The organism is Dietzia sp. 179-F 9C3 NHS, from assembly GCF_045369825.1.
Lineage (GTDB): Bacteria > Actinomycetota > Actinomycetes > Mycobacteriales > Mycobacteriaceae > Dietzia.
Genome location: NZ_JBIQES010000008.1, coordinates 51319 through 70814 on the forward strand (window position 1 = coordinate 51319; position 19496 = coordinate 70814).

General features: G+C 72.8%; 22 protein-coding genes. 9 read left to right on the forward strand and 13 right to left on the reverse strand.

The window, feature by feature from the left end:
• Window positions 1-38: 38 nt before the first annotated feature.
• The gene (locus tag ACH0BZ_RS11060; protein ID WP_406898378.1) at window positions 39-314 is read right to left on the reverse strand and encodes a WhiB family transcriptional regulator; all 276 of its coding nucleotides are present in this window, start codon (window positions 312-314) and stop codon (window positions 39-41) included.
• A 94-nt stretch (window positions 315-408) separates the two neighbouring features.
• On the opposite strand from ACH0BZ_RS11060, the gene ACH0BZ_RS11065 reads away from it, so the two are divergent.
• Window positions 409-1020 (forward strand): LuxR C-terminal-related transcriptional regulator, encoded by a 612-nt coding sequence (locus tag ACH0BZ_RS11065; RefSeq protein WP_406898379.1) that lies wholly within the window; start codon window positions 409-411, stop codon window positions 1018-1020.
• A 40-nt stretch (window positions 1021-1060) separates the two neighbouring features.
• Here ACH0BZ_RS11065 and ACH0BZ_RS11070 read toward each other — a convergent pair whose 3' ends face one another.
• The 6 genes from ACH0BZ_RS11070 to ACH0BZ_RS11095 all read right to left on the reverse strand — a co-directional run bounded on the left by ACH0BZ_RS11070 (window position 1061) and on the right by ACH0BZ_RS11095 (window position 6366).
• Window positions 1061-1819: an amino acid ABC transporter ATP-binding protein gene (locus ACH0BZ_RS11070; protein WP_406898580.1), complete on the reverse strand. Its 759-nt coding sequence runs from the start codon at window positions 1817-1819 to the stop codon at window positions 1061-1063.
• Window positions 1820-1871: 52 nt separating this feature from the next.
• On the reverse strand, window positions 1872-2528 hold the full coding sequence (ehuD, locus tag ACH0BZ_RS11075) for an ectoine/hydroxyectoine ABC transporter permease subunit EhuD (RefSeq protein ID WP_406898381.1): 657 nt from the start codon (window positions 2526-2528) through the stop codon (window positions 1872-1874).
• The gene (gene ehuC / locus ACH0BZ_RS11080) at window positions 2528-3223 is read right to left on the reverse strand and encodes an ectoine/hydroxyectoine ABC transporter permease subunit EhuC (protein WP_406898382.1); all 696 of its coding nucleotides are present in this window, start codon (window positions 3221-3223) and stop codon (window positions 2528-2530) included. The genes ehuD and ehuC overlap by 1 nt, the downstream gene beginning before the upstream one ends.
• Window positions 3224-3232: 9 nt before the next feature.
• The gene (gene ehuB / locus ACH0BZ_RS11085; RefSeq protein ID WP_406898384.1) at window positions 3233-4111 is read right to left on the reverse strand and encodes an ectoine/hydroxyectoine ABC transporter substrate-binding protein EhuB; all 879 of its coding nucleotides are present in this window, start codon (window positions 4109-4111) and stop codon (window positions 3233-3235) included.
• Between the two features lie 102 nt (window positions 4112-4213).
• Window positions 4214-4891: a GntR family transcriptional regulator gene (locus ACH0BZ_RS11090; protein ID WP_406898385.1), complete on the reverse strand. Its 678-nt coding sequence runs from the start codon at window positions 4889-4891 to the stop codon at window positions 4214-4216.
• Window positions 4888-6366 carry an amidase gene (locus ACH0BZ_RS11095; RefSeq protein ID WP_406898387.1) on the reverse strand — a complete coding sequence of 493 codons (1479 nt, stop codon included), beginning with the start codon at window positions 6364-6366 and terminating at the stop codon, window positions 4888-4890. The genes ACH0BZ_RS11090 and ACH0BZ_RS11095 overlap by 4 nt, the downstream gene beginning before the upstream one ends.
• Window positions 6367-6567: 201 nt before the next feature.
• On the opposite strand from ACH0BZ_RS11095, the gene ACH0BZ_RS11100 reads away from it, so the two are divergent.
• The 8 genes from ACH0BZ_RS11100 (at window position 6568) to ACH0BZ_RS11135 (ending at window position 14819) form a co-directional block, all read left to right on the forward strand.
• Entirely contained in the window at window positions 6568-7719 is a 1152-nt protein-coding gene (locus tag ACH0BZ_RS11100) for an acyl-CoA dehydrogenase family protein (RefSeq protein ID WP_406898388.1), read from the forward strand.
• Complete coding sequence (locus ACH0BZ_RS11105; RefSeq protein ID WP_406898389.1) at window positions 7719-8801, forward strand: acyl-CoA dehydrogenase family protein; 1083 nt, start codon at window positions 7719-7721, stop codon at window positions 8799-8801. The genes ACH0BZ_RS11100 and ACH0BZ_RS11105 overlap by 1 nt, the downstream gene beginning before the upstream one ends.
• Entirely contained in the window at window positions 8798-10003 is a 1206-nt protein-coding gene (locus ACH0BZ_RS11110; protein WP_406898390.1) for a CaiB/BaiF CoA transferase family protein, read from the forward strand. The genes ACH0BZ_RS11105 and ACH0BZ_RS11110 overlap by 4 nt, the downstream gene beginning before the upstream one ends.
• Window positions 10004-10040: 37 nt before the next feature.
• The gene (gene otsB / locus ACH0BZ_RS11115) at window positions 10041-10826 is read left to right on the forward strand and encodes a trehalose-phosphatase (RefSeq protein ID WP_406898392.1); all 786 of its coding nucleotides are present in this window, start codon (window positions 10041-10043) and stop codon (window positions 10824-10826) included.
• 195 nt (window positions 10827-11021) lie between these two features.
• Complete coding sequence (locus ACH0BZ_RS11120; RefSeq protein WP_406898393.1) at window positions 11022-12074, forward strand: metal ABC transporter solute-binding protein, Zn/Mn family; 1053 nt, start codon at window positions 11022-11024, stop codon at window positions 12072-12074.
• Entirely contained in the window at window positions 12074-12934 is an 861-nt protein-coding gene (locus ACH0BZ_RS11125; RefSeq protein ID WP_406898582.1) for a metal ABC transporter ATP-binding protein, read from the forward strand. Before ACH0BZ_RS11120 ends, ACH0BZ_RS11125 begins: the two co-directional genes overlap by 1 nt.
• Window positions 12934-13782 carry a metal ABC transporter permease gene (locus ACH0BZ_RS11130; RefSeq protein WP_406898394.1) on the forward strand — a complete coding sequence of 283 codons (849 nt, stop codon included), beginning with the start codon at window positions 12934-12936 and terminating at the stop codon, window positions 13780-13782. The genes ACH0BZ_RS11125 and ACH0BZ_RS11130 overlap by 1 nt, the downstream gene beginning before the upstream one ends.
• 56 nt (window positions 13783-13838) lie before the next feature.
• Window positions 13839-14819: a phosphotransferase family protein gene (locus tag ACH0BZ_RS11135; RefSeq protein WP_406898395.1), complete on the forward strand. Its 981-nt coding sequence runs from the start codon at window positions 13839-13841 to the stop codon at window positions 14817-14819.
• 25 nt (window positions 14820-14844) lie between these two features.
• Here ACH0BZ_RS11135 and ACH0BZ_RS11140 read toward each other — a convergent pair whose 3' ends face one another.
• The 6 genes from ACH0BZ_RS11140 to ACH0BZ_RS11165 all read right to left on the reverse strand — a co-directional run bounded on the left by ACH0BZ_RS11140 (window position 14845) and on the right by ACH0BZ_RS11165 (window position 19299).
• Complete coding sequence (locus ACH0BZ_RS11140; RefSeq protein ID WP_406898396.1) at window positions 14845-15030, reverse strand: hypothetical protein; 186 nt, start codon at window positions 15028-15030, stop codon at window positions 14845-14847.
• 66 nt (window positions 15031-15096) lie between these two features.
• Window positions 15097-16068: a 23S rRNA (guanosine(2251)-2'-O)-methyltransferase RlmB gene (gene rlmB, locus ACH0BZ_RS11145; protein WP_406898398.1), complete on the reverse strand. Its 972-nt coding sequence runs from the start codon at window positions 16066-16068 to the stop codon at window positions 15097-15099.
• Window positions 16069-16073: 5 nt separating this feature from the next.
• The gene (gene cysS, locus ACH0BZ_RS11150; RefSeq protein ID WP_406898399.1) at window positions 16074-17492 is read right to left on the reverse strand and encodes a cysteine--tRNA ligase; all 1419 of its coding nucleotides are present in this window, start codon (window positions 17490-17492) and stop codon (window positions 16074-16076) included.
• 54 nt (window positions 17493-17546) lie between these two features.
• Window positions 17547-18029, reverse strand: coding sequence for a 2-C-methyl-D-erythritol 2,4-cyclodiphosphate synthase (gene ispF, locus ACH0BZ_RS11155; RefSeq protein WP_406898400.1), 483 nt, complete (start codon window positions 18027-18029; stop codon window positions 17547-17549).
• Window positions 18026-18790, reverse strand: coding sequence for a 2-C-methyl-D-erythritol 4-phosphate cytidylyltransferase (gene ispD, locus ACH0BZ_RS11160; protein ID WP_406898402.1), 765 nt, complete (start codon window positions 18788-18790; stop codon window positions 18026-18028). The genes ispF and ispD overlap by 4 nt, the downstream gene beginning before the upstream one ends.
• Before the next feature lie 14 nt (window positions 18791-18804).
• Window positions 18805-19299, reverse strand: a complete 495-nt coding sequence (locus tag ACH0BZ_RS11165) for a CarD family transcriptional regulator (RefSeq protein ID WP_406898404.1) — start codon at window positions 19297-19299, stop codon at window positions 18805-18807.
• Window positions 19300-19496 lie beyond the last annotated feature (197 nt).

Genomic DNA, 19496 nt, shown 5'->3' on the forward strand with positions numbered 1-19496 from the left:
GCCGATCCCGCAGTGGAGTCGCCGATTTCGGAGGGAGGTCAGCCGGTGCGCTGGCGGCCGGCGAGGCGGTGCCGCTCGTTCTCGGACAGCCCGCCCCAGACGCCGTAGAGCTCACGGTTGGCCATGGCGTGGTGGCGGCACTGCTCGACCACGGGGCACCGCCGGCAGATGCGCTTGGCGGCCTCCTCCTTGCGCCGACGCACCCCCTTGGACTCGTCCTCGGCGTTGTAGAACAGGTCCGGCAGGGCGGTGCACGCGCCGTGATCTGCCCAGTCCCATCGTTCCTCGAGGCTGGTCGCCACCGTCCGCTGCATCACACACTCCTCCCGTCGTCCTCCACTGTTGCGACCGGGAAGAGTGACGCGGTACACCCCCAGGGGTGGGTGCCCGAACTGCTAGGTTGGATCGGTGGCGCTCAGAGTCTCCGTGGTCAACGACTACTCCGTCGTCGTGGCCGGCGTGCGCGCGCTGCTGGCGCCGTACTCCGAACGCGTCCTCGTGGTGGAGACCGAGATCGGCTCGACCGCGGACGAGCCGGTGGACGTGGTGCTGTTCGACACCTTCGCCGCCCCGCTGGACTGGCAGCCGCGCCTGGCCACCATGGCGAGAAACCCCCACATCGGGGCGGTCGCCGTCTACTCCTTCATCACCGATCCCGCCGCGATGGCGGACACGCTCGCGACCGGTGCGGGCGGCTTCCTGGCCAAATCGCTCCCCGCGGAGCAGCTGGTCGAGGGTATCGAGCAGATCGCGCGCGGCGAGCGAGTCACGCTGCTCGGGAACGACGCCACGGCGACGGGGCGCTGGCCGGCCGCGGACGTGGGTCTGACCCCGCGGGAGTCGGAGATGCTCGCGCTCATCGTCCAGGGCAGGTCCAACGACGAGATCGCGACCTCCTGCTACCTCTCCCCGAACACGGTCAAGACCTACATCCGCGAGGCCTACCGCAAGATCGGGGTGACGACCCGCCCCCAGGCCGTCGCCTGGGGGATGAAGAACGGGCTACACCTCACGTCGTGACGGCGGTGCCGGCGCGGCCCGGCGACCGCATCGGGCCCGCTCAGTAGCCCTGGATCGCGCCGAGGAACCGCTTTGTCCGCTCGTGCCCGGGGGCGTCGAAGAACTGCGCGGGCGGTGCGGACTCCACGGCGACACCGCCGTCGAACATCACCACGCGGTCGGAGATCTCCCGGGCGAAGTTCATCTCGTGCGTCACCATGAGCATGGTCATGGACGAGTCCTCGGCCAGATCACGGATCACCGTGAGCACCTCGCCGACGAGCTCCGGGTCGAGCGCCGACGTGGGCTCGTCGAACAGCATGATGTCCGGCTTGGTGGCCATGGCACGGGCGATCGCCACGCGCTGCTGCTGACCGCCCGAGAGCTGCGGCGGCTTCTTGGCCGAGTGATCCGCAAGACCCACCAGCGCGAGCAGTTCCGAGGCCTCGCGCCTCGCCGTCGCCTTGTCCTTGCCCAGGACGTGGACCGGCGCCTCCATGACGTTCTCCAGGGCCGTCATGTGGGGGAACAGGTTGAACTGCTGGAACACCATCCCGATGCGGCTGCGGATCTGCCGCATCCGCTTGGTCTCCCGCGGCCGCTTGCGGGCGCCGGAGGTGTTCCACAGTTCGTCGCCCTCGACGAGCACCCGGCCGGACGTGGGGTACTCGAGCGTCATGAGCACGCGCAGGATGGTGGTCTTGCCGGACCCGGACGGGCCGATGATCGAGATCTTCTCGCCTTTGTCCACCGTGAAGTCGAGCTCGCGGAGCACGTGGTTCTCGCCCCAGTTCTTGCTGACCTTCTCGAACCGGACCATCGGCTCGACACCGGGTCCGGACCCGCCGCTCGCGGCCGGCCCGGGCCCGGTCTCAGTGGACGGTGCCATAGCGGATCTCCAATCGACGCAGGACGAGGGTGCACGGGACGCTGACGACGAGGAAGAGGATCGCCGCGATCGTGAACGGTTCGATGTAGCGGAACTCGGACTGGCCGATCGCCCGGGCCACCGACATGAGCTCGTAGACGGTGATCGCCGAGAGGATGGCCGAGTCCTTGAACATCTGGATGAGGTAATTGCCGAGCATGGGCACGACGCGGCGGACGGCCTGCGGCAGGACGATCCGCGTCCACGTCCGGCCGCGGGGGAGGTTGAGGGCCGTGGCCGCCTCCCACTGCCCCACGGCGATGCCCTCGATCCCGGAGCGGTAGACCTCCGCGGTGTAGGCGCTGTAGTTGATCCCGATAACGATGATGCCGGTGAGCAGCGCCGACATGGTGATGCCGTATTCGGGGAGCACGTAGAAGACGAAGAACGCCTGGACGAGCAACGGGGTGCCGCGGACGAAGTAGACGAGGAAGCTCAGCACCCGAGACAGGACGGGGATACGCAGGTAGCGGAAGACCGCCACGACGAGGCCGAGCACGGCCGCGATCGCCATGCCGGCGAAGGTGATCTGGACGGTGGTGACCAGGCCACGGAGCAGGTCCGGCAGGATCCGCAGCGCGAAGGCAGTGTCCCAGATCATCAGCTCACCCCCTGCATCCGGCCGGTGAGCGCCGTGATCAGCGGCCGCTTCTCACGCGTCGGCGAGAAGCGCCGCTCGAGCAGCGCGACGATCGCGGAGATCACCAGGCTGAGCACGAAGTACAGGACCAGGATGATGCCGTAGACGAGCGCCGTCTCGCCGGTGGAGGACCGGATGAGTCCGGCGTTGAAGGTGAGGTCGGCGACCGTCACCATCGAGACGAGCGAGCTGTTCTTGAGCAGATCCACCATGACGTTGCCCATGGGCGGCAGCATCGCGGGAAGCGACTGCGGCAGCAGGATACGGCGCATCCGGTGGGCGGGCGTCATATTGAGCGCGATCGCCGCCTCGGTCTGCCCCCTGGGCCGCGACGCGATGGAGCCGCGCACCACCTCGGAGGCGTAGGCCCCCTCGTTGAGGCCGAGCGCCAGCACGCCCGCGAACAGGGCGGTGAGCTGGAACCCGAAGAACGGCAGGGCGTAGAACAGCCAGAACAACTGCACGACCAGCGACGTGCCGCGGAGGAACTCCACGATGCACGCCGCCGGCCAGCGCAGCCAGCGGTGCGTTGACAGCCGGGCGAGCCCCAGCGCGAACGCTACGACCAGAGCGAGCAGCGCCCCGAGGACCGTCACCTGGACGGTGGTGATGAACCCCTGCCGGATGAGCGGCAGGTAGTCGACGATCGCCTCCATCGGGCGGGGTCAGCCGTCCACCGCGCAGAGTTCTTCGGTCGTCACACCGTCGACCACGGTCGGGTCGAAACCCCACTTGTCGAGGATCTCGTCGAACGCGGGCTCGGTCTTGAACTTCTCCAGTTCCCCGTTGTAGGCGTCGAGGAAGTCGGAGTCCTCGGGCCGGAACGCGGCGGAGGAGCCGGTGCTGGGCGCGTCCTCGATCGGGTCGGTGACCTCGACACCGTCGAGCTCCCGCAGCGAGAGCGTGGGCAGGAGGAAAGCGTCGATCCGGTCGGCTGCCAGGGCGTCGGCCCCGCCCCGCGCATCGGTGACGTTGATGATGCGGTTCCCCGGGACCCCGGCCTCCTCGAGGATGCCCTGCTCGAACCCGCCCGGGACGACGCCGATCCGAAGGTCGTCGCGCTCGGTGGCGTCGGCGATCGTGGTGATGCCCTTGGGGTTGCCCGGCCGGACGCCGAACGACTCGGTCGAGACGATGACCGGGGAGGCGTAGGAGACCTCGGCGCACCGCGACTTCTTCATGAACAGCCCCGCCGCGATCGCGTCCCAGCGGTTGGCCTTGAGCCCGGGGATCATGTCGTTGTAGCCGGTGACGATGCCCTCGACCTTCTCGATGCCCAGGCGCTCGCACACCGCGCGGACCACGTCCGGCTCGGCGCCGGTGACGGTGCCGTCCGGGGAGAGCTCGGTGTACGGGGGCTCGTTGCCGATCGCGATCCGGAGGCCCTGCTGCCTGGCCCGCTCGAGCAGGCCGCCACCGCCCTCGGCGTCGGGCCCGCCGGGTTCGGTGGTCGTGCACGCGGCCAGCGAGCCGCCGACGGCGACCACGCCGCCGAGCGCCAGCGCGCCCCGGAACAGTTGTCTGCGTGAGATGTTGGCGTTCATCCATGCCTCCGTGTGGCAGAAGTTGACGGCCGGTTCACCGTATGTCCAGGGCGGTGACACCGCCGCCTAACGACGCAAGCGTGACCTCACCGTGACCGACGGTCATGTCGCGCCGCCGCCCGAGAGCACGCGGTCGAGTCCGTCGCGCATGTGCTCCACCAGCAGTCGGCGCGCCTCGTCGGCCTGTCCGGCGCGCACCGCGGCGGCGATCGCGCGGTGTTCGGCGAGCCGCGCCTCGGCCGTCTCGTAGGTGCCCCGCATGGCGTGCAGGCACATGCTCGTCTCGACGATCACCGTCTCGTGGACGCGGGAGAGCCGCGGGCTGCGGGCCGCCTCGACGAGCTCGTGGTGGAAGTCGAGGTCGGCCGCGACCATCGCCGCCGACCGCGGCTCGTCGGCGAGCGCGGCCATGGCGTCGACGGCGGCGTCGAGCCGGTCCGCGGCCGCCTCCCCCAGCCCCAGGTCGAGGACCCGGTCCAGGGCCGCGTTCTCGACGGTCGTGCGCAGCAGGTACATGTCCTCCACTGCCGCGGGGTCGAGGTCGGCCACGAAGAGTCCCCGGTTGGGGTGCGAGACGAGCAGCCCCTCCTGGGTGAGCCGCTGCATCGCCTCCCGCAGGGGGCCGCGGCTCACGCCCAGCGAGCGGGCGAGCGCGGCCTCCCCGAGTTGGCTGCCCGGCGGCAGCGAGCCGTCGGAGATCGCGCGGCGCAGCGTGCGGGCGATGAGGGCGGGGGTGGACTCGCGGACGACCGGCTCGATCCCGGCGGGTGGTGTGGTCATCGTCGTCGTCCCCCGTGGCCACGCCGCCCCGCGTGGACCCGCGGTTCCGGCACCACCCGGCCCAGTGCGGCCTCGAGCGCGGCACCGGCACGGACCACGAGCCGGTCCTCGAATCGGGCGCCGACGAGCTGGACCCCCACCGGCAGGCCGGCGTCGGTGACCCCGCACGGCAGGCTCAGTGCCGGCTGCTGGGTCATGTTGAACGGGTAGGTGTAGGGCGTCCACGACGTCCAGTCGGGGCTGTGCCAGCCCGGCGGCACGTCCGCGCCGGCGGCGAACGGCGGAATGGGGACCGTGGGGGTCACCAGGAGGTCGTACTCGTGGTGGAAGGCCGCCATCCGCGCCCCGAGCGCCATGCGCACGGCCACCGCGTCGAGGTAATCGGCCGCCGAGTAGTCGTGGTAGCGGCCGAGCGCCTCGCGCATCCGCGGCTCGACCCGGTCGATCGCGTCCGGTCCGTGCGGCGCGAGGACCGCGGCGAGCCCGGAGAACCACAGCACGTGGAACGCGTCCACGGGGTCGGCCATCGCGAGCTCGACGGTGTCGACACGCGCGCCGAGCGACTCGAGCGCGGCCACTGCGCGGACGACCGCATGCTCGATCTCCGGGTCGGTGGTCCCGTAGCCCAGGTCGGGGCTGTACGCCACGCGCAGCCCCTCGAGCGGCCGGTCGCCGCGGACCTCGTCTGTGGCGGCGCGGAGGTACCCGTCGTGTGACGGCGAGGTGGCCCGTGCCGGGACCGCGGACCAGTCGCGGGGGTCGGGCCGCAGGAGCACGTCCATGAACGCGGCCGTGTCCGCGACGGTGCGCGTCATGGGGCCGGCGTGGGCGAGTGTGCCGAAGGGGCTCGACGGGAACATGGGGATGACGCCGTACGTGGGCTTGAGCGCCACGATCCCGCAGAAGGAGGCCGGGATGCGGACCGAGCCGCCGCCGTCGGTGCCCAGGGCGAGCTGCCCGAGTCCCGCCGCGACCGCGGCCGCCGCGCCGCCGCTCGACCCGCCCGGGGTGAGCGCCGGGTCGTGCGGGTTGCGCGTGATCCCGGTGAGCGCGTTGTCCGTGACGCCCTTCCACGCGAACTCCGGCGTGGTGGTCTTGCCGATCACCACGCAGCCCGCCTCGCGGACCGCGGAGGTCACGGGCGCGTCCTCCGGCCACGCCGCGGGGTCCGCGCCGTCGCGGCGGTCCGCCAGCAGATGCGAGCCGCGGTAGGTGGGGTGACCCCGGGTGAGGAATATGTCCTTGATCGAGGTGGGGACGCCGTCGAGCGGGCCGACCGACTCGCCCGCCCGGTAGCGCCGCTCTGCCGCGCGCGCGTCGGCGAGGGTGGCCTCGGGGTCGAGGAGGCAGAACGCGTTGAGCTCGCCGTCGACCCGCTCGATCGCCGTCAGGGCGTCCTCGGCGGCCTCCACCGGGGAGACCTCGCCGCGTCGGAAGCCCTCGACCAGAGCGAGGGCCGTGAGGGAGAACGTCATCCGTCCGCCTTTCGTCGCGCAGCAGATTGTCAACAATCCTACAGTCGGCGGTGGCGGGGTCAAGGGCCCGCAGGCGGCCTACCGGGGCGCCCCGGCGTCCCGGTCCGCAGGAGGGGCCCGGCACGGGCCCTCCGAGCGGTGGGATAGTGGCGCCCACCCCCACGTTCCGACGAGCGTCACGCCCGACCCACGAGGAGCCCGATGACCAGTCCCCTCGCGCCCCCCACCACGGTGGCCACGCCCGAGATGCGCGCGCTCCGCGCGGAGGTCCGCGCGTTCCTCGCCGCCGAGATCGAGGCCGGCACCCTCACCCCGTGGATCGACGCCTGGCTGACGCGCTGGGACGAGGACTTCACCCGCCGGCTGGCCGAGCGCGGCTGGATCGGCATGACCATCCCGACCGAGTACGGGGGGCGCGGACGCACGCACCTCGAGCGCTTCGTCGTCACCGAGGAACTCCTCGCCGTCGGCGCCCCCGTCGCCGCGCAGTGGGTCGCGGACCGGCAGATCGCCCCCTCCCTGCTGCGCTACGGCACCGAAGAGCAGAAGCTGGAGTACCTGCCCCGCATCGCCGCCGGCGAGTGCTGCTTCGGCATCGGGATGAGCGAGCCCGACTCCGGCTCCGACCTGGCCAGTGTCCGCACGAAGGGCGTGCGCGTGGACGGCGGGTGGAAGGTCACCGGAACCAAGGTGTGGACGTCCGGGGCCCAGCACGCCGAGGCCTTTATCGCCCTGGCCCGCACCGAGCTCCTGGACACCGCGCACCGGCACGCCGGGCTGAGCCAGTTCATCGTGGACCTGCGCGGCGAGGGCGTGACCATCCGCCCGATCGTCTCCCTCTCCGGCGAGCACCACTTCAACGAGGTGGTCCTCGACGAGGTCTTCGTCCCCGACTCCCGGGTCTTCGGCACTCTGGGCAACGGCTGGGAACAGGTCAACTCCGAGCTCGCCTTCGAGCGCAGCGGACCCGAGCGCTTCCTCTCCTCCTTCCGCCTGCTCGCCGCCGAGATCGGGGCGATCCAGCAGGGCAGGCTCCCCGAGCGCTCGGACCTCGGCCGCACCGTCGCCCGCATGGCGGGCCTGCACGTCCTGAGCCAGAACATCGCCGGCGCCCTGCAGCGCGGTGAGAAGGCCGACACCGCCGCGGCGCTCGTCAAGCTGCTCGGCACCACCACCGAGGGCGACATCGTGGACGTCGTGTCCACGCGCCTCGGCGACGAGGCCCCCGGCGGCCCGGACGAGATCGGCGGCCTGCTCCGCGCGGGCCTCCACCAGCGCCCGGGCTTCACGCTCCGCGGCGGCACCAACGAGATCCTGCGCGGCGTGATCGCGAGGGGACTGGGGATGCGCTGATGACCACCACCGACACGACGGTCGATCTCGCCGTCGACCCGGACCTGCAGCAGATGATGGACGACGTCATGGCCCGGTTCTCGGGACCCGGCGTCCGACCCGACCCCGACGCGGTGTGGGGCACCCTCACCGAGGTCGGCCTCGCCCGCCTCACCACCCCCGAGGACGCCGGGGGCAGCGGCGCCGGCTGGGCCGAGGCCGCCGGCCTCCTGCGCACGGCCGCCGCCGCGGGTGTCGCCGTCCCCTTCGCCGAGACCGACCTGCTCGCCGGGCCGCTGCGCCGCGCCGCCGGGCTGGACGACTTCTCCGGCGCCACCGCCACCGTCGCCGTCCTGAACGCCTCGGGTACCGCCCACCAGGTGGCCTGGGCGGACGCCACCGCGTCGGTCGTCTGCGTGCGCCGGGTCGGCGACCGGTACGAGGTCGCCGACATCCCGACCGACCGGCTCACCGTGACCCCCGGCGAGGGCGTCTCGGCCGTGCCCACCGGATCGGTGACCGTGCCCCGAGACGCGGACTGGACCCCGATCGACGCGACGGCCGTAGAGGCGCTGGTGCTGCGGGGGTCGCTCGTGCGGGCCGTCCAGTGTGTCGGCGCGATGGAGGGCATGCTCGCCTCGGCGATCGCGCACACCACCGCCCGCACCCAGTTCGGCCGGGCCCTGGCCAGGTTCCAGTCCGTGCAGAACCTCGTCGTCGACCTCGCCGCCGAGACGGTCCTCGCCCGTGCGGCCGTCGACGCCGCGCTGGCGGACGCGCTCACCGACGACCTGGCCGGCGAGCTCTCCGGGTTCCGGGTGGCCGTGGCGCGCAGCGTCGTCTCCCAGGCGCTGGCCGTCGCGGTCCGCAACGTGCACCAGGCGCACGGGGCGATCGGCACCACCCATGAGCACACCCTGCACCGTGTGACGCTGCCCGCCCTGCAGTGGCGGTCCGAGTTCGGCTCCGCCGCGTTCTGGGAGGGCTTCCTCGGACGCACCGCCGTCGCCGGCGGGATGGCCGGCGCCTGGCCGATGGTCGTCGAGGGCACCCGCGTCGACGGCGCGGCGGCCGCGTGGCTCGAGGCGGTGACCGGGGCATGACCACCCCGGACTCCCCCGTAACGCGCACCGGCGCCCTCACCGACCTCCGCGTTGTCGACCTGTCCCGCGTGCTCGCCGGCCCGCTGTGTGGACAGATGCTCGCGGACCACGGCGCCGACGTCATCAAGGTCGAACCCCCCGACGGCGACGAGACCCGCTGGTGGGGCCCGCCGTTCGTCCGGCCCGGCCACAGCGCCTACTTCGACGGGCTCAACCGCAACAAGCGGAACATCAGCGTCGACCTGCGCACGGACGAGGGGCAGGCGCTCCTGCGCCGGATGCTCGCCGAGGCGGACGTCGTGATCGAGAACTTCAAGGCCGGCACCCTCGACCGCTGGGGGCTGTCCGACGAGGTCCTCGCCGGCGAGTTCCCCCGGCTCATCCACTGCCGCATCACCGGCTACGGCGTCGACGGCCCGCTCGGCGGCGCTCCCGGCTACGACGCGGTGCTGCAGGCGCTCTCCGGACTGATGAGCGTCAACGGCGAGCCCGACGGACCCGCGATGCGGGTGGGCATCCCCCTGGTGGACATCATCACGAGCCTCAACGCGATGTCCGGCATCCTCATGGCCGTCCACGCCCGCGAGAGCACAGGTCGCGGCCAACTCGTGGACCTCGCGCTCCTGGACAACGCGATCTCCGTCCTCCACCCACACGCCGGGAAGTGGTTCGCCTCCGGTGAGACCCCGCGGCGCACGGGGGTCGCGCACCCCACGATCTGCCCGTACGAGACGTTCACCTGCGCCGACGGACCGTTCTTCATCGGCGCCGGCAACGACCGCCAGTTCCGCTCGCTCGTCGCGGCGCTCGGCGCCGGGCATCTCGCCGACGACCCCAGGTACGGCACCAACCCCGACCGGCTCGCCCACTCCGCCGAGTTGCGTGCCGAGCTCGGCGCGATCGTCGGCCGGTGGGAGCGCGCCGAGCTGGCCGAGCTGTGCCGCGCCGCGGGCGTGCCCGCCGGGGCGGTCAACACCGTCGGCGAGGCGATGGCCCTGCCCCAGGCGCTCCACCGCGAGATGGTGGTCGAGCGCGACGGCTACCGCGGCGTCGGCATCCCGATCAAGCTCGGGCACACCCCGGGAGCGGTCCGCTTCGGCCCGCGGGACCGGGGCGCCGACACCGAGGCGGTCCTCGCCGATCTCGGAATCACGGCCGAGCAGGCAGCCGGGCTCCGCGCAGCAGGGGTCCTACCGGACTGAGACCCCCGCCCCGCCGAACCCGCCTACCCTGGGGCCCATGAGCACCGACGCCACCCGCGCCGACCTGTCCCCCGACCTCGCCGAGGCGCTGCAGCGCGCCGCCGGCGCCCGCCACCTCGTCGTCGCGAGCGACTACGACGGCACGCTCGCGCCGTTCGTCGACGACCCCACCAAGGCGGTTCCGATCGAGGGCGCGCTCGACGTCCTGGCCGAGCTGGCCGCCCTGCCCGAGACCACCGTCGCCCTGCTGTCCGGCCGCAACCGGGAGGGCCTGGCCGGCGTGAGCGGCGCCTCCGCGCCGATCGTGCTCGTGGGCAGCCACGGCTCCGAGTGGGAGGGCGGCTTCGAGCAGCCCCTGGACCCCGAGGCCGAGGCCCTGCTCGCCCGCCTGCACGAGGCGTTCGACGAGATCGTCGACCGGACCCCCGGGGCGCACGTCGAGTCCAAGCCCACCGCCGCCGTCCTGCACGTGCGGCCGGTGGAGGACCCGGCCGAGCGGGAGCGCGCCATGGCCGAAGCGATGGCCGGGCCGGCGACCTTCGACGGCGTCTTCGTCACCGAGGGCAAGAACGTCGTGGAGATCGCCGTGCGCGAGGCCAGCAAGGGCGCCGCCATCGAGCGCCTGGTCGAGCAGACCGGCGCCGAGGTCGCGCTGTTCCTCGGCGACGACGTCACCGACGAGCGCGGGTTCGCCCGCCTGCGGCCCGAGGACATCGGGGTCAAGGTCGGTGACGGCGAGACGGCCGCCGGTTACCGGGTGGCCGACATCCCGGCGGTCGTGGACCTCCTCCGCGAGCTCGCGCGCCTGCGCGCCGCGCACTGACCTCCCGCACCCCGGCTGCGCTGAACGAACGCCACTCACCCCGGCTGCACACATTCGCATGCGTGCATCAACCCAGCGCAGCCCGGACGGCCCCGCGACCGGGGCCGGGGGCCTGGGGAGGCGATGAGGGAAACGGGGACGGACAGGCCTATTCTTAACGACAACGGTTCCCATTACATCGGAAGAGGCCCCGTCGTGACCCACCGCCCCGCACGTTCCACCGCCGTCCGCCGGCTCGGCGCGCTCACCGCCGCGCTCGTCCTCGCCGGCGGTGCGCTCACCGCCTGCTCGTCCGACGGCTCCGGTGATGCCGGCTCCGACGGGCTCCGGATCGTCGCCTCGACGACCGTGTACGGCGACATCGCCGAGCAGGTCGCGGGCCCGGACGTCACGGTCGAGTCCGTCATCTCCGACCCCACCGCCGACCCGCACTCCTACGAGGCGAGCCCGGCCGACGCCGCGACCGTGTCGAACGCCGACCTGGTGGTCTTCAACGGCGCCGGCTACGACTCCTTTGTCGACCGCGCCCTGGAGAACGCCGGTGACGTGCCGGTGGTCCGCGCCGTGGACGAGTTCGAGCGCGTCACCTCCACGACCGTCGAGGCGCACGACCACGGCGACGAGGGCCACGACCACGAGGCCGATGTCCACGACCACGGCGAGAACGACCACGGCGACGACCACGACCAGGGCTCCGGCGCCACGACCAACGAGCACGTGTGGTTCCACCTGCCCACCGCCGCGGCGGTCGCCGAGCGAATCGCCGAGGAGCTGGCCGAGCTCGATTCCGACAACGCCGGGACATACCGCGAGAACGCCGCCGCGTTCGGCGAGGGGATCGCCGCGCTCGAGGAGAAGGTGGACGGGGTCCACGACCGCGGCCACTTCTCCTACGCGCAGACCGAGCCGATCGGCGCGCACCTGTTCGAGATGGCCCACATGGCCGACAAGACCCCGCACGGCTTCCTCGCCGCGATCGAGGACGACTCCGACCCGGCGGCCGCCGACCTCACCGCCACGCTGGACCTGCTCCGGGAGAAGGAGGTCGACTTCCTGGCCTTCAACACCCAGACCGAGACGTCCGTGACCGCCCGGGTCCGCGACGCCGCCCGGGACGCCGACGTCCCCGTCATCGAGCTCACCGAGACCCTGCCCGACGGCGAGAACTACCTCGGCTGGATGACCGGCATCGTCGACGACCTCGTCGAGACCCTCTCGCACGCCGAGCCGGCGGGCGGGGGACACTGATCCCCGTGTCCCCCCATCCCGTCGGCAGCCCCGGGCCCGGGCCGGTCGTCACGCTGCGCGGTGTGACGATCTCCCGGGGCGGCCGCACCCTTGTCGAGAACCTCGACCTCGACGTGTCGCCGGGCGAGTTCCTCGCGGTCCTCGGCCCCAACGGCTCCGGCAAGACCACGCTGCTCAAGGTGCTCCTCGGCGAACTCGAGCCGGACGCCGGGACCGTGACCGTGGACGGGCGCCCGACCGGCGACCGCGGCACGCACCTCGGCTACGTGCCCCAGCAGAAGTCCTTCGACCCCGGCCTCACCCTGCGCGGCCGCGACCTGGTGGGGCTGGGCATCGACGGCACCCGGTGGGGCCCCGGATGGCCGATTGGCCGCAGCGCCAAGCGGCGGACCGTCGATGAGGCACTCGCCCGCCTCGAGGCCACCCGGCTGGCGGACAAACCAATAGGACGCATGTCCGGCGGTGAGCAGCAGCGCGTCCGGGTGGCCCAGGCCATCGCCTGCGACCCGTGCGTCATGCTCTGCGACGAGCCGCTGCTCAGCCTGGACCTCACCGGCCAGCGCACGGTGGCCGCCGTTCTCGACTACCGCAGGCGGGAGCACGACACCGCCGTCGTCTTTGTCACCCACGAGATCAACCCGGTCCTGCCGATGGTGGACCGCGTGATCTACCTGGTGGACGGCAAGCACCGCATCGGCACCCCGGACGAGGTGTTCACCTCAGAGGTCATGTCGGAGCTGTTCTCCGCACCCGTCGAGGTCCTGCGCGTCCGCGGCCAGATCATCGTCGTGGGCGACACCCAGCACCTGTGCGCCGAGCCCTGGCCCACCGGCCACCACCACGACGGCGAGGCCCACTGATGGACCGACTCCTCGAGATCCTCGGCTCGATCGCCGACGTCGAGACCACCGCGTACCTCCTGCAGCAGGACTTCGTCGTCTTCGGCCTCGTCGCCATCGCGTTGCTGGGGCTGCTCGCCGGCGCGATCGGCCCGTTCATCGTCATGCGACAGATGTCCTTCTCCGTGCACGGCACCAGCGAGCTCGCCCTCACCGGCGCGGCCGCGGCCCTGCTCTTCGGCGCCAACCTCGGCCTGGGCGCGGTCCTCGGCTCGGTGATCGCCGCCCTGATGTTCGGCCTCATGGGCTCGCGGGCCTCGCAGCGCGACAGCTCGATCGGCGTCATCATGGCGTTCGGCCTCGGCCTGGCGGTGCTGTTCATCCACCTCTACCCGGGCCGCACCGGCGCCAGCTTCTCGCTGCTCACCGGCCAGATCGTGGGGGTGTCCCAGCACGGGATCGTGCAGATGGCGATCGTCGCCGCGATAGTCTGCGGCGCTCTCGTCCTCCTCTACCGCCCGCTGGTGTTCTCCTCCGCCGACCCCGAGGTCGCCGCCGCCCGGGGCGTGCCGGTGCGGGCGCTCAACCTGGTCTTCGCGGTCCTTGTGGGCCTGGCGGCCGCGCAGGCCGTGCAGATCGTGGGCGCCCTGCTCGTGCTCTCGCTGCTCATCACGCCGGCCGCGGCCGCCGCGGCGGTCACCTCGAGCCCGGGCCGGTCCATCGCGCTGACCATCGTCTTTGCCGAGGTCGCGGCCGTGGGCGGCATGCTGCTCTCGTTGGCGCCGGGCGTGCCCGTCTCGGTGTTCGTCACCACGATCAGCTTCGTCATCTACCTCGCGTGCCGCGCGGTGGCCGCCGCCCGCCGCTGACGGCCGGACCCCCGCGCGAGCGCCTCGCCGGTGGCGGGCGCGCTAGCGTGGTCGCCGTGAGCGACGACGACGAGGGCACCGACCCCGCCCTGGAGGCCGTCCACGAGGTGTACCCGACGCTCGTCTGGGAGTCGGCGGAGCGCACCGAGGAGGGCTGGGATCACGTCGCCCTGATCCTGCGCGGCTGCTCGGGGGCCGACGCCCGCGGCCATGCAGACCTCGTGTTCCGCTTCCCCACCGACTCCCACGCCTACGAGCGCCTGCCGCACGAGGTGGAGGTCCTCGACCACCTGGCCACGCGGGTGGACGTGGCGGTCCCCCGCTACACACACCGGCCGGCGAGCCTGGACGGCGGCGGGCTGCGTTTCGCCGGCTACCCCATGATCCGTGGGGACCGGCTCACCCCGGAGCTGCTCGCCGCCCTGTCGCCGACCGAGCGGACCTCGCTCGCCGCGCAGATCGGGGGACTGCTCTCGGCGCTGCACGTCCTGGACACCTCGTCGTCGCCGATCGGCCGCGTGCCGGCCGCGTACCAACCGGAGAACCTGGACTTCGCGCGGCAGGTCCTGGCGACCGACCTGCCGGAGGTGTTCACGGAGGACGAGCTGTGCACGGCGCGCGAGATCTGCCACGAGGTGGCCGCGCTGCTGGCCGACCGCGCGGGGCCCGGGAGGCCGGTGGTGTTCCTGCACAACGATCTCGCCCCGCGGCACCTGTACTGGCAGCGCGAGACGGTGGCGGCGCCGGGGCGGCTCGGGGTGATCGACTTCACCGACATGTGCCTCGGCGACCCGGCCGCGGACTTCGCGGGGCTGTACGACTACGGACCGGCGTTCGTCGACGAGGTGCTGGCCCACTACGTCGGCCGGATCCACCCCCGGCCGGGCGAGGCCGACCTGCTCGACCGCGCCTGGACGTACCGGCGACTCGAGGCGCTGTTCCTCGTCGCCGCCCACCTGCGCTACGGCGTCCAGACGTGGCCGCAGGCGCGGGCGATGTTCGACCACAGCCGGTCGCCGCGCCGCCCGCGCGCCTGAGCCCGGCCGGCCGGACCCGGTCCGGTCAGGGCGCGGGGATGAGCCACTCGGCGGGGATGCCCGCCGCGCGACCGGCCTCGTAGAGTGAGAGCACCGGCAGCGTCACCGACGCGCCGGCGATGGAGCCGGGGTTGATCTCGCCGGAGCCGGCGGTGGACTGCATGAGCGCCGAGGCCAAGCGCATCGAGACGTCGTACAACGATCCGAGCATGGGGTTCACTCCTCTACTGGCGGAAGGGCTTTCACCCCCACAGAGTACCCGTGTACGCCCCGTGCGCTACCCCGTCGCGGCGCGACGCTGGCGCGCGAACTCGCTCAGCACCACGCCCGCGGCGACGGAGGCGTTGAGGCTCTCCACGTCCGAGGCGATGGGGATCGAGAGGATCGAGTCGCAGTTCTCGCGCACGAGCCGCGACAGGCCCTTGCCCTCGGAGCCCACCACCACGACGGTGGGACCGGTGCCGTCGTAGTCGTCCAGCGAGACATCGCCGCCGGCGTCCAGGCCGACGAGCTGCACGCCCGACCTGGCCCACTCGAGCAGCGTGCGGTTGAGGTTCGTCGCCCGCGCCACGGGCAGCCGGGCGGCCGCGCCGGCGGAGGTGCGCCACGCGACGGCCGTGATCGAGGCGCTACGCCGCTCGGGGATGAGCACCCCGTGGCCGCCGAAGGCCGCGGTCGAGCGAATCACCGCCCCGAGGTTGCGCGGGTCGGTGATGTTGTCCAGCGCCACGAGCAGCGCGGGCCGCGCGGAGCCGAGCGCGCTCTCCAGCATGTCGGTGGGATCGGCGTACTCGTACGGCGGCACCTGCAGGCCCATCCCCTGGTGCATGCCGTTGGACGTCATGCGGTCGAGGTCGTGCCGCGGCACCTCGAGGATCGAGATCCCGTGGTCGGCGGCGAAGCGCACGGCCTCGGTGAGGCGCTCGTCGTTCTCCGCCCCCACGGCCACGTAGAGCGCGGTGGCGGGCACGCCGGCGCGCAGGCACTCGACGACCGGGTTGCGGCCCACCACGAGCTCGGGTCCCTCGGCCTGCTTCTGCGCGTGCCGGCGGCGCTGCTGTGCGCCCTCGGCCTTGCGGCTGGCGACCTTGGCGCGCCGGTGCGCGGGGTGGTAGGTCCGGTCCTCGGCCTTCGGGGTGGCGCCCCGGGCCTCGAGGCCGCGGCGCCGCTGGCCGCCCGAGCCGACGACCTGCCCCTTCTTGGTGCCGGACTTGCGGATCGCGCCGCGCCGGTTCGAGTTGCCCGCCATGTCGGTCAGTCCTCTCGGTGGGCGAGCGACCACTTCTGGCCGTCCGCGGTGTCGGCCACCTCGATACCCGCCGCGACCAGGCGGTCGCGGATGGCGTCGGCGGTGGCGAAGTCCTTGGCCGCGCGGGCGGCACTACGGGCGTCGAGTTCGGCCCGCACGAGTGCGTCGAGCGCGGTCATCGCCGCGTCGTCCCCGCCGCCGTCCGCCGCCCAGTGCGGATCGAGCGGGTCCACGCCCAGCACGGCGGTCATCGCACGGACGGCCGACGCCGCGGCCAGCGCCGCGTCGTGATCGCCCGCCGAGAGCGCGGTGTTGCCGGCCCGCACGATGCCGTGGATCTCCGCCAGGGCGGCCGGCACGCCGAGGTCGTCGTCCATCGCGGCGGCGAACCCGTCGGTCCACTCCCCGACCGGCACGCCGTCGGGGCCCACCGCCTCGGCGACGCGCCGCACGAACGCCTCGATCCGCCGGTACCCGGCGGCCGCCTCCTGCAGCGCCTCGGGCGAGTACTCGAGCATCGAGCGGTAGTGCGCGCTACCGAGGTAGTAACGCAGCTCCACGGCGCGGACCTGCGCGAGCACGTTGGGCACGCTGAGTACGTTGCCGAGCGACTTGCTCATCTTCTCGCCGCTCATGGTGACCCAGCCGTTGTGCATCCAGTAGCGGGCGAACCCGTCGCCGGCGGCGTGCGACTGGGCCATCTCGTTCTCGTGGTGCGGGAACTGCAGGTCCAGGCCGCCGGCGTGGATGTCGAAGGTCCCGCCGAGGTACCAGGTGGCCATGGCCGAGCACTCGAGGTGCCAGCCGGGCCGGCCGTCGCCCCACGGGGTGGGCCAGCTGGGCTCGCCGGGCTTGGCGGCCTTCCACAGTGCGAAATCGCGGGCGTCGCGCTTGCCGCGCGAGACGCCCTCGCCCTGGTCCACCTCCTCGAGCCGGTGCCCGGACAGGCTGCCGTAGTCACCCTCCGGGGAGGCCGACCACGCGCCCACATCGAAGTACACCGAACCCTCGGCGGCGTAGGCGAAACCGTTCCCGACGAGCCGCTCCATGTAGTCGATCATCTGCGTGACGTGCCCGGTCGCGCGCGGCTCGGTGGACGGCGGCAGCACGCCCAGCACGTCGTAGGCGCGGGTGAACTCGCGCTCGTGCGTGGCCACCCACTCCCACCAGGGACGGCCGTGCTCGGCGGCCTTGGTGAGGATCTTGTCGTCGATGTCCGTGACGTTGCGGACAAAGGCCACGTCGTAGCCCGTGGCCACGAGCCAGCGGCGCAGCACGTCAAAGGCCACGCCGGAGCGCAGGTGGCCGATGTGCGGCACCGATTGCGGGGTCGCTCCACACAGGTAGACGGACGCGTGGCCCTCGCGGACGGGGGTGAACTCCCGGAGGCTTCGGGTGGCGGTGTCGTACAGATGGAGCGTCACGGGGCCCGAGTCTACCGGCCCGGCCCCCCGGCCAGCGCGGCCCGACCCGGCCCGTCAGCCCCGGTAGACCAGCGCCGTCGCCACGGCGGACACGCCCTCGCCGCGCCCGGTGAACCCCATGCCGTCGGTGGTGGTGGCGCTCACCGAGACCGGGGCGCCGATGATCGCCGAGAGGGTCTGCTCCGCCTCGACCCGGCGGGGCCCCATCTTGGGCCGGTTGCCGACCATCTGCACGGCGGCGTTGCCGATCGTCCAACCGTGCTCGGCGAGCGCCGCGCAGGCCTCGCGGAGCAGGCGCTCGCCGGAGACGTCGTCGTACTCCTTGCGCCCCGTGCCGACCAGGGTCCCGAGGTCACCGAGCCCGGCCGCGGAGAGCAGCGCGTCGACGAGGGCGTGGGCCACCACGTCGCCGTCGGAATGCCCCTCGCAGCCGTCGGTGTCGGGGAAGTGCAGGCACGCCATCATGCACGGCTTGCCCTCCTCGACCTGGTGGGCGTCGGTGCCGATCCCCACGCGGGGGATGACGGGCTGGCTCATCGGGGCTCCTTGGTCGTGGTCCGGGTCGAGAGCTCGGCGACGGCGCGCTCGCGGTCGGCGGCGGTGGTGATCTTGAAGGCCAACGCGTCGCCGGGGACGGTGGCCACGCGCACGCCGATCCGCTCGACGAGCCCGGCGTCGTCGGTGGCCACGTCGCCGCCCGCGTCGTAGGCGGCGAGCAGGGTCGCGGGGTCGAAGCCCTGCGGGGTCTGGACGGCACGCAGCGCGGCGCGATCCGGGGTGCCGGTGACGTAGCCCTCGCCGTCGACCTCCTTGACGGTGTCCACGACCGGCAGTACGGGGACCACCGCGCGCTCCCCGGCGCGGACCGCGTCCACCACGCGCCGGATCGGTCCGGCGGGGGTGAGGCAGCGCGCTGCGTCGTGGACGAGCAGGGCGGCGTAGGCGCCACCGTCTCCCCTCCCCCCGGCGCGGCCCAGCGCGGCGAGGCCGTTGCGGACGGAGTCGGTGCGCTCGGCTCCGCCGGTGGTGACGACGACGAGGTGGTCGTCGCCACCCAGCGGCCGCAGTAGCCGCTCGGCCTCGTCCACGCGGTCGTCGGGGACCACGGCCACCACGTCGTCGACCACCCCCGAGGCGAGCAGGCCGGCCACGGCCCGCTCGAGCATCGTCCGCCCCTCGAGGGCGACGAAGGCCTTGGGCATCCCCGCGCCGAGGCGCGTGCCGGACCCGGCGGCGGGAACGACGGCGGCCACCCGGCCCCTGGGGGCGGGGTGGCCGCCGATGTCGTGACGCGTCACTCGGCCGCGGACCGTCAGGCCGGCGCGGCGGAGGCCAGGACCTCGTCGAGCAGCTGGTCAGCGTGGGCCTCGTCGGCACGCTCTGCGAGCGCGAGCTCTCCCACGAGCACCTGACGGGCCTTGGCCAGCATGCGCTTCTCACCCGCGGAGAGGCCGCGGTCGAGGTCGCGGCGCCACAGGTCACGGACGACCTCCGCGACCTTGTTGACGTCGCCCGAGGCCAGCTTCTCGCCGTTGGCCTTGTAGCGGCGCGACCAGTTGGTGGGCTCCTCCACGTGGGCGGTCCGGAGAACCTCGAAGACCTTGTCCAGGCCCGCCTCGTCGACCACGTCGCGCACGCCGACGTACTCGGCGTTCTCGGCCGGGACCCGGACCGTGAGATCGCCCTGCGAGACCTTGAGGACGAGGTATTCCTTCTCGGTGCCCTTGACCGTCCGCATCTCGATCGCCTGGATGACCGCAGCGCCGTGGTGCGGGTAGACGACGGTGTCGCCGACCTTGAACTCCATGAGTGGCTTTCCCCTTTCGACTCGGCCCATCTTAGCACGCCCTCAGTTCAGCGGCTTTCCGTTTATGCAGGTCAGCACCGTGCGCGAGGTCGTGGCAGGTGAGGACGGGCGCAACCGGGGAACAGACGGGTGGTTCCGGCGTCGCCCTCGGGCACCGGGGACGCACCCTCGTGGACTAGGATGAGACCGGCCTGAGA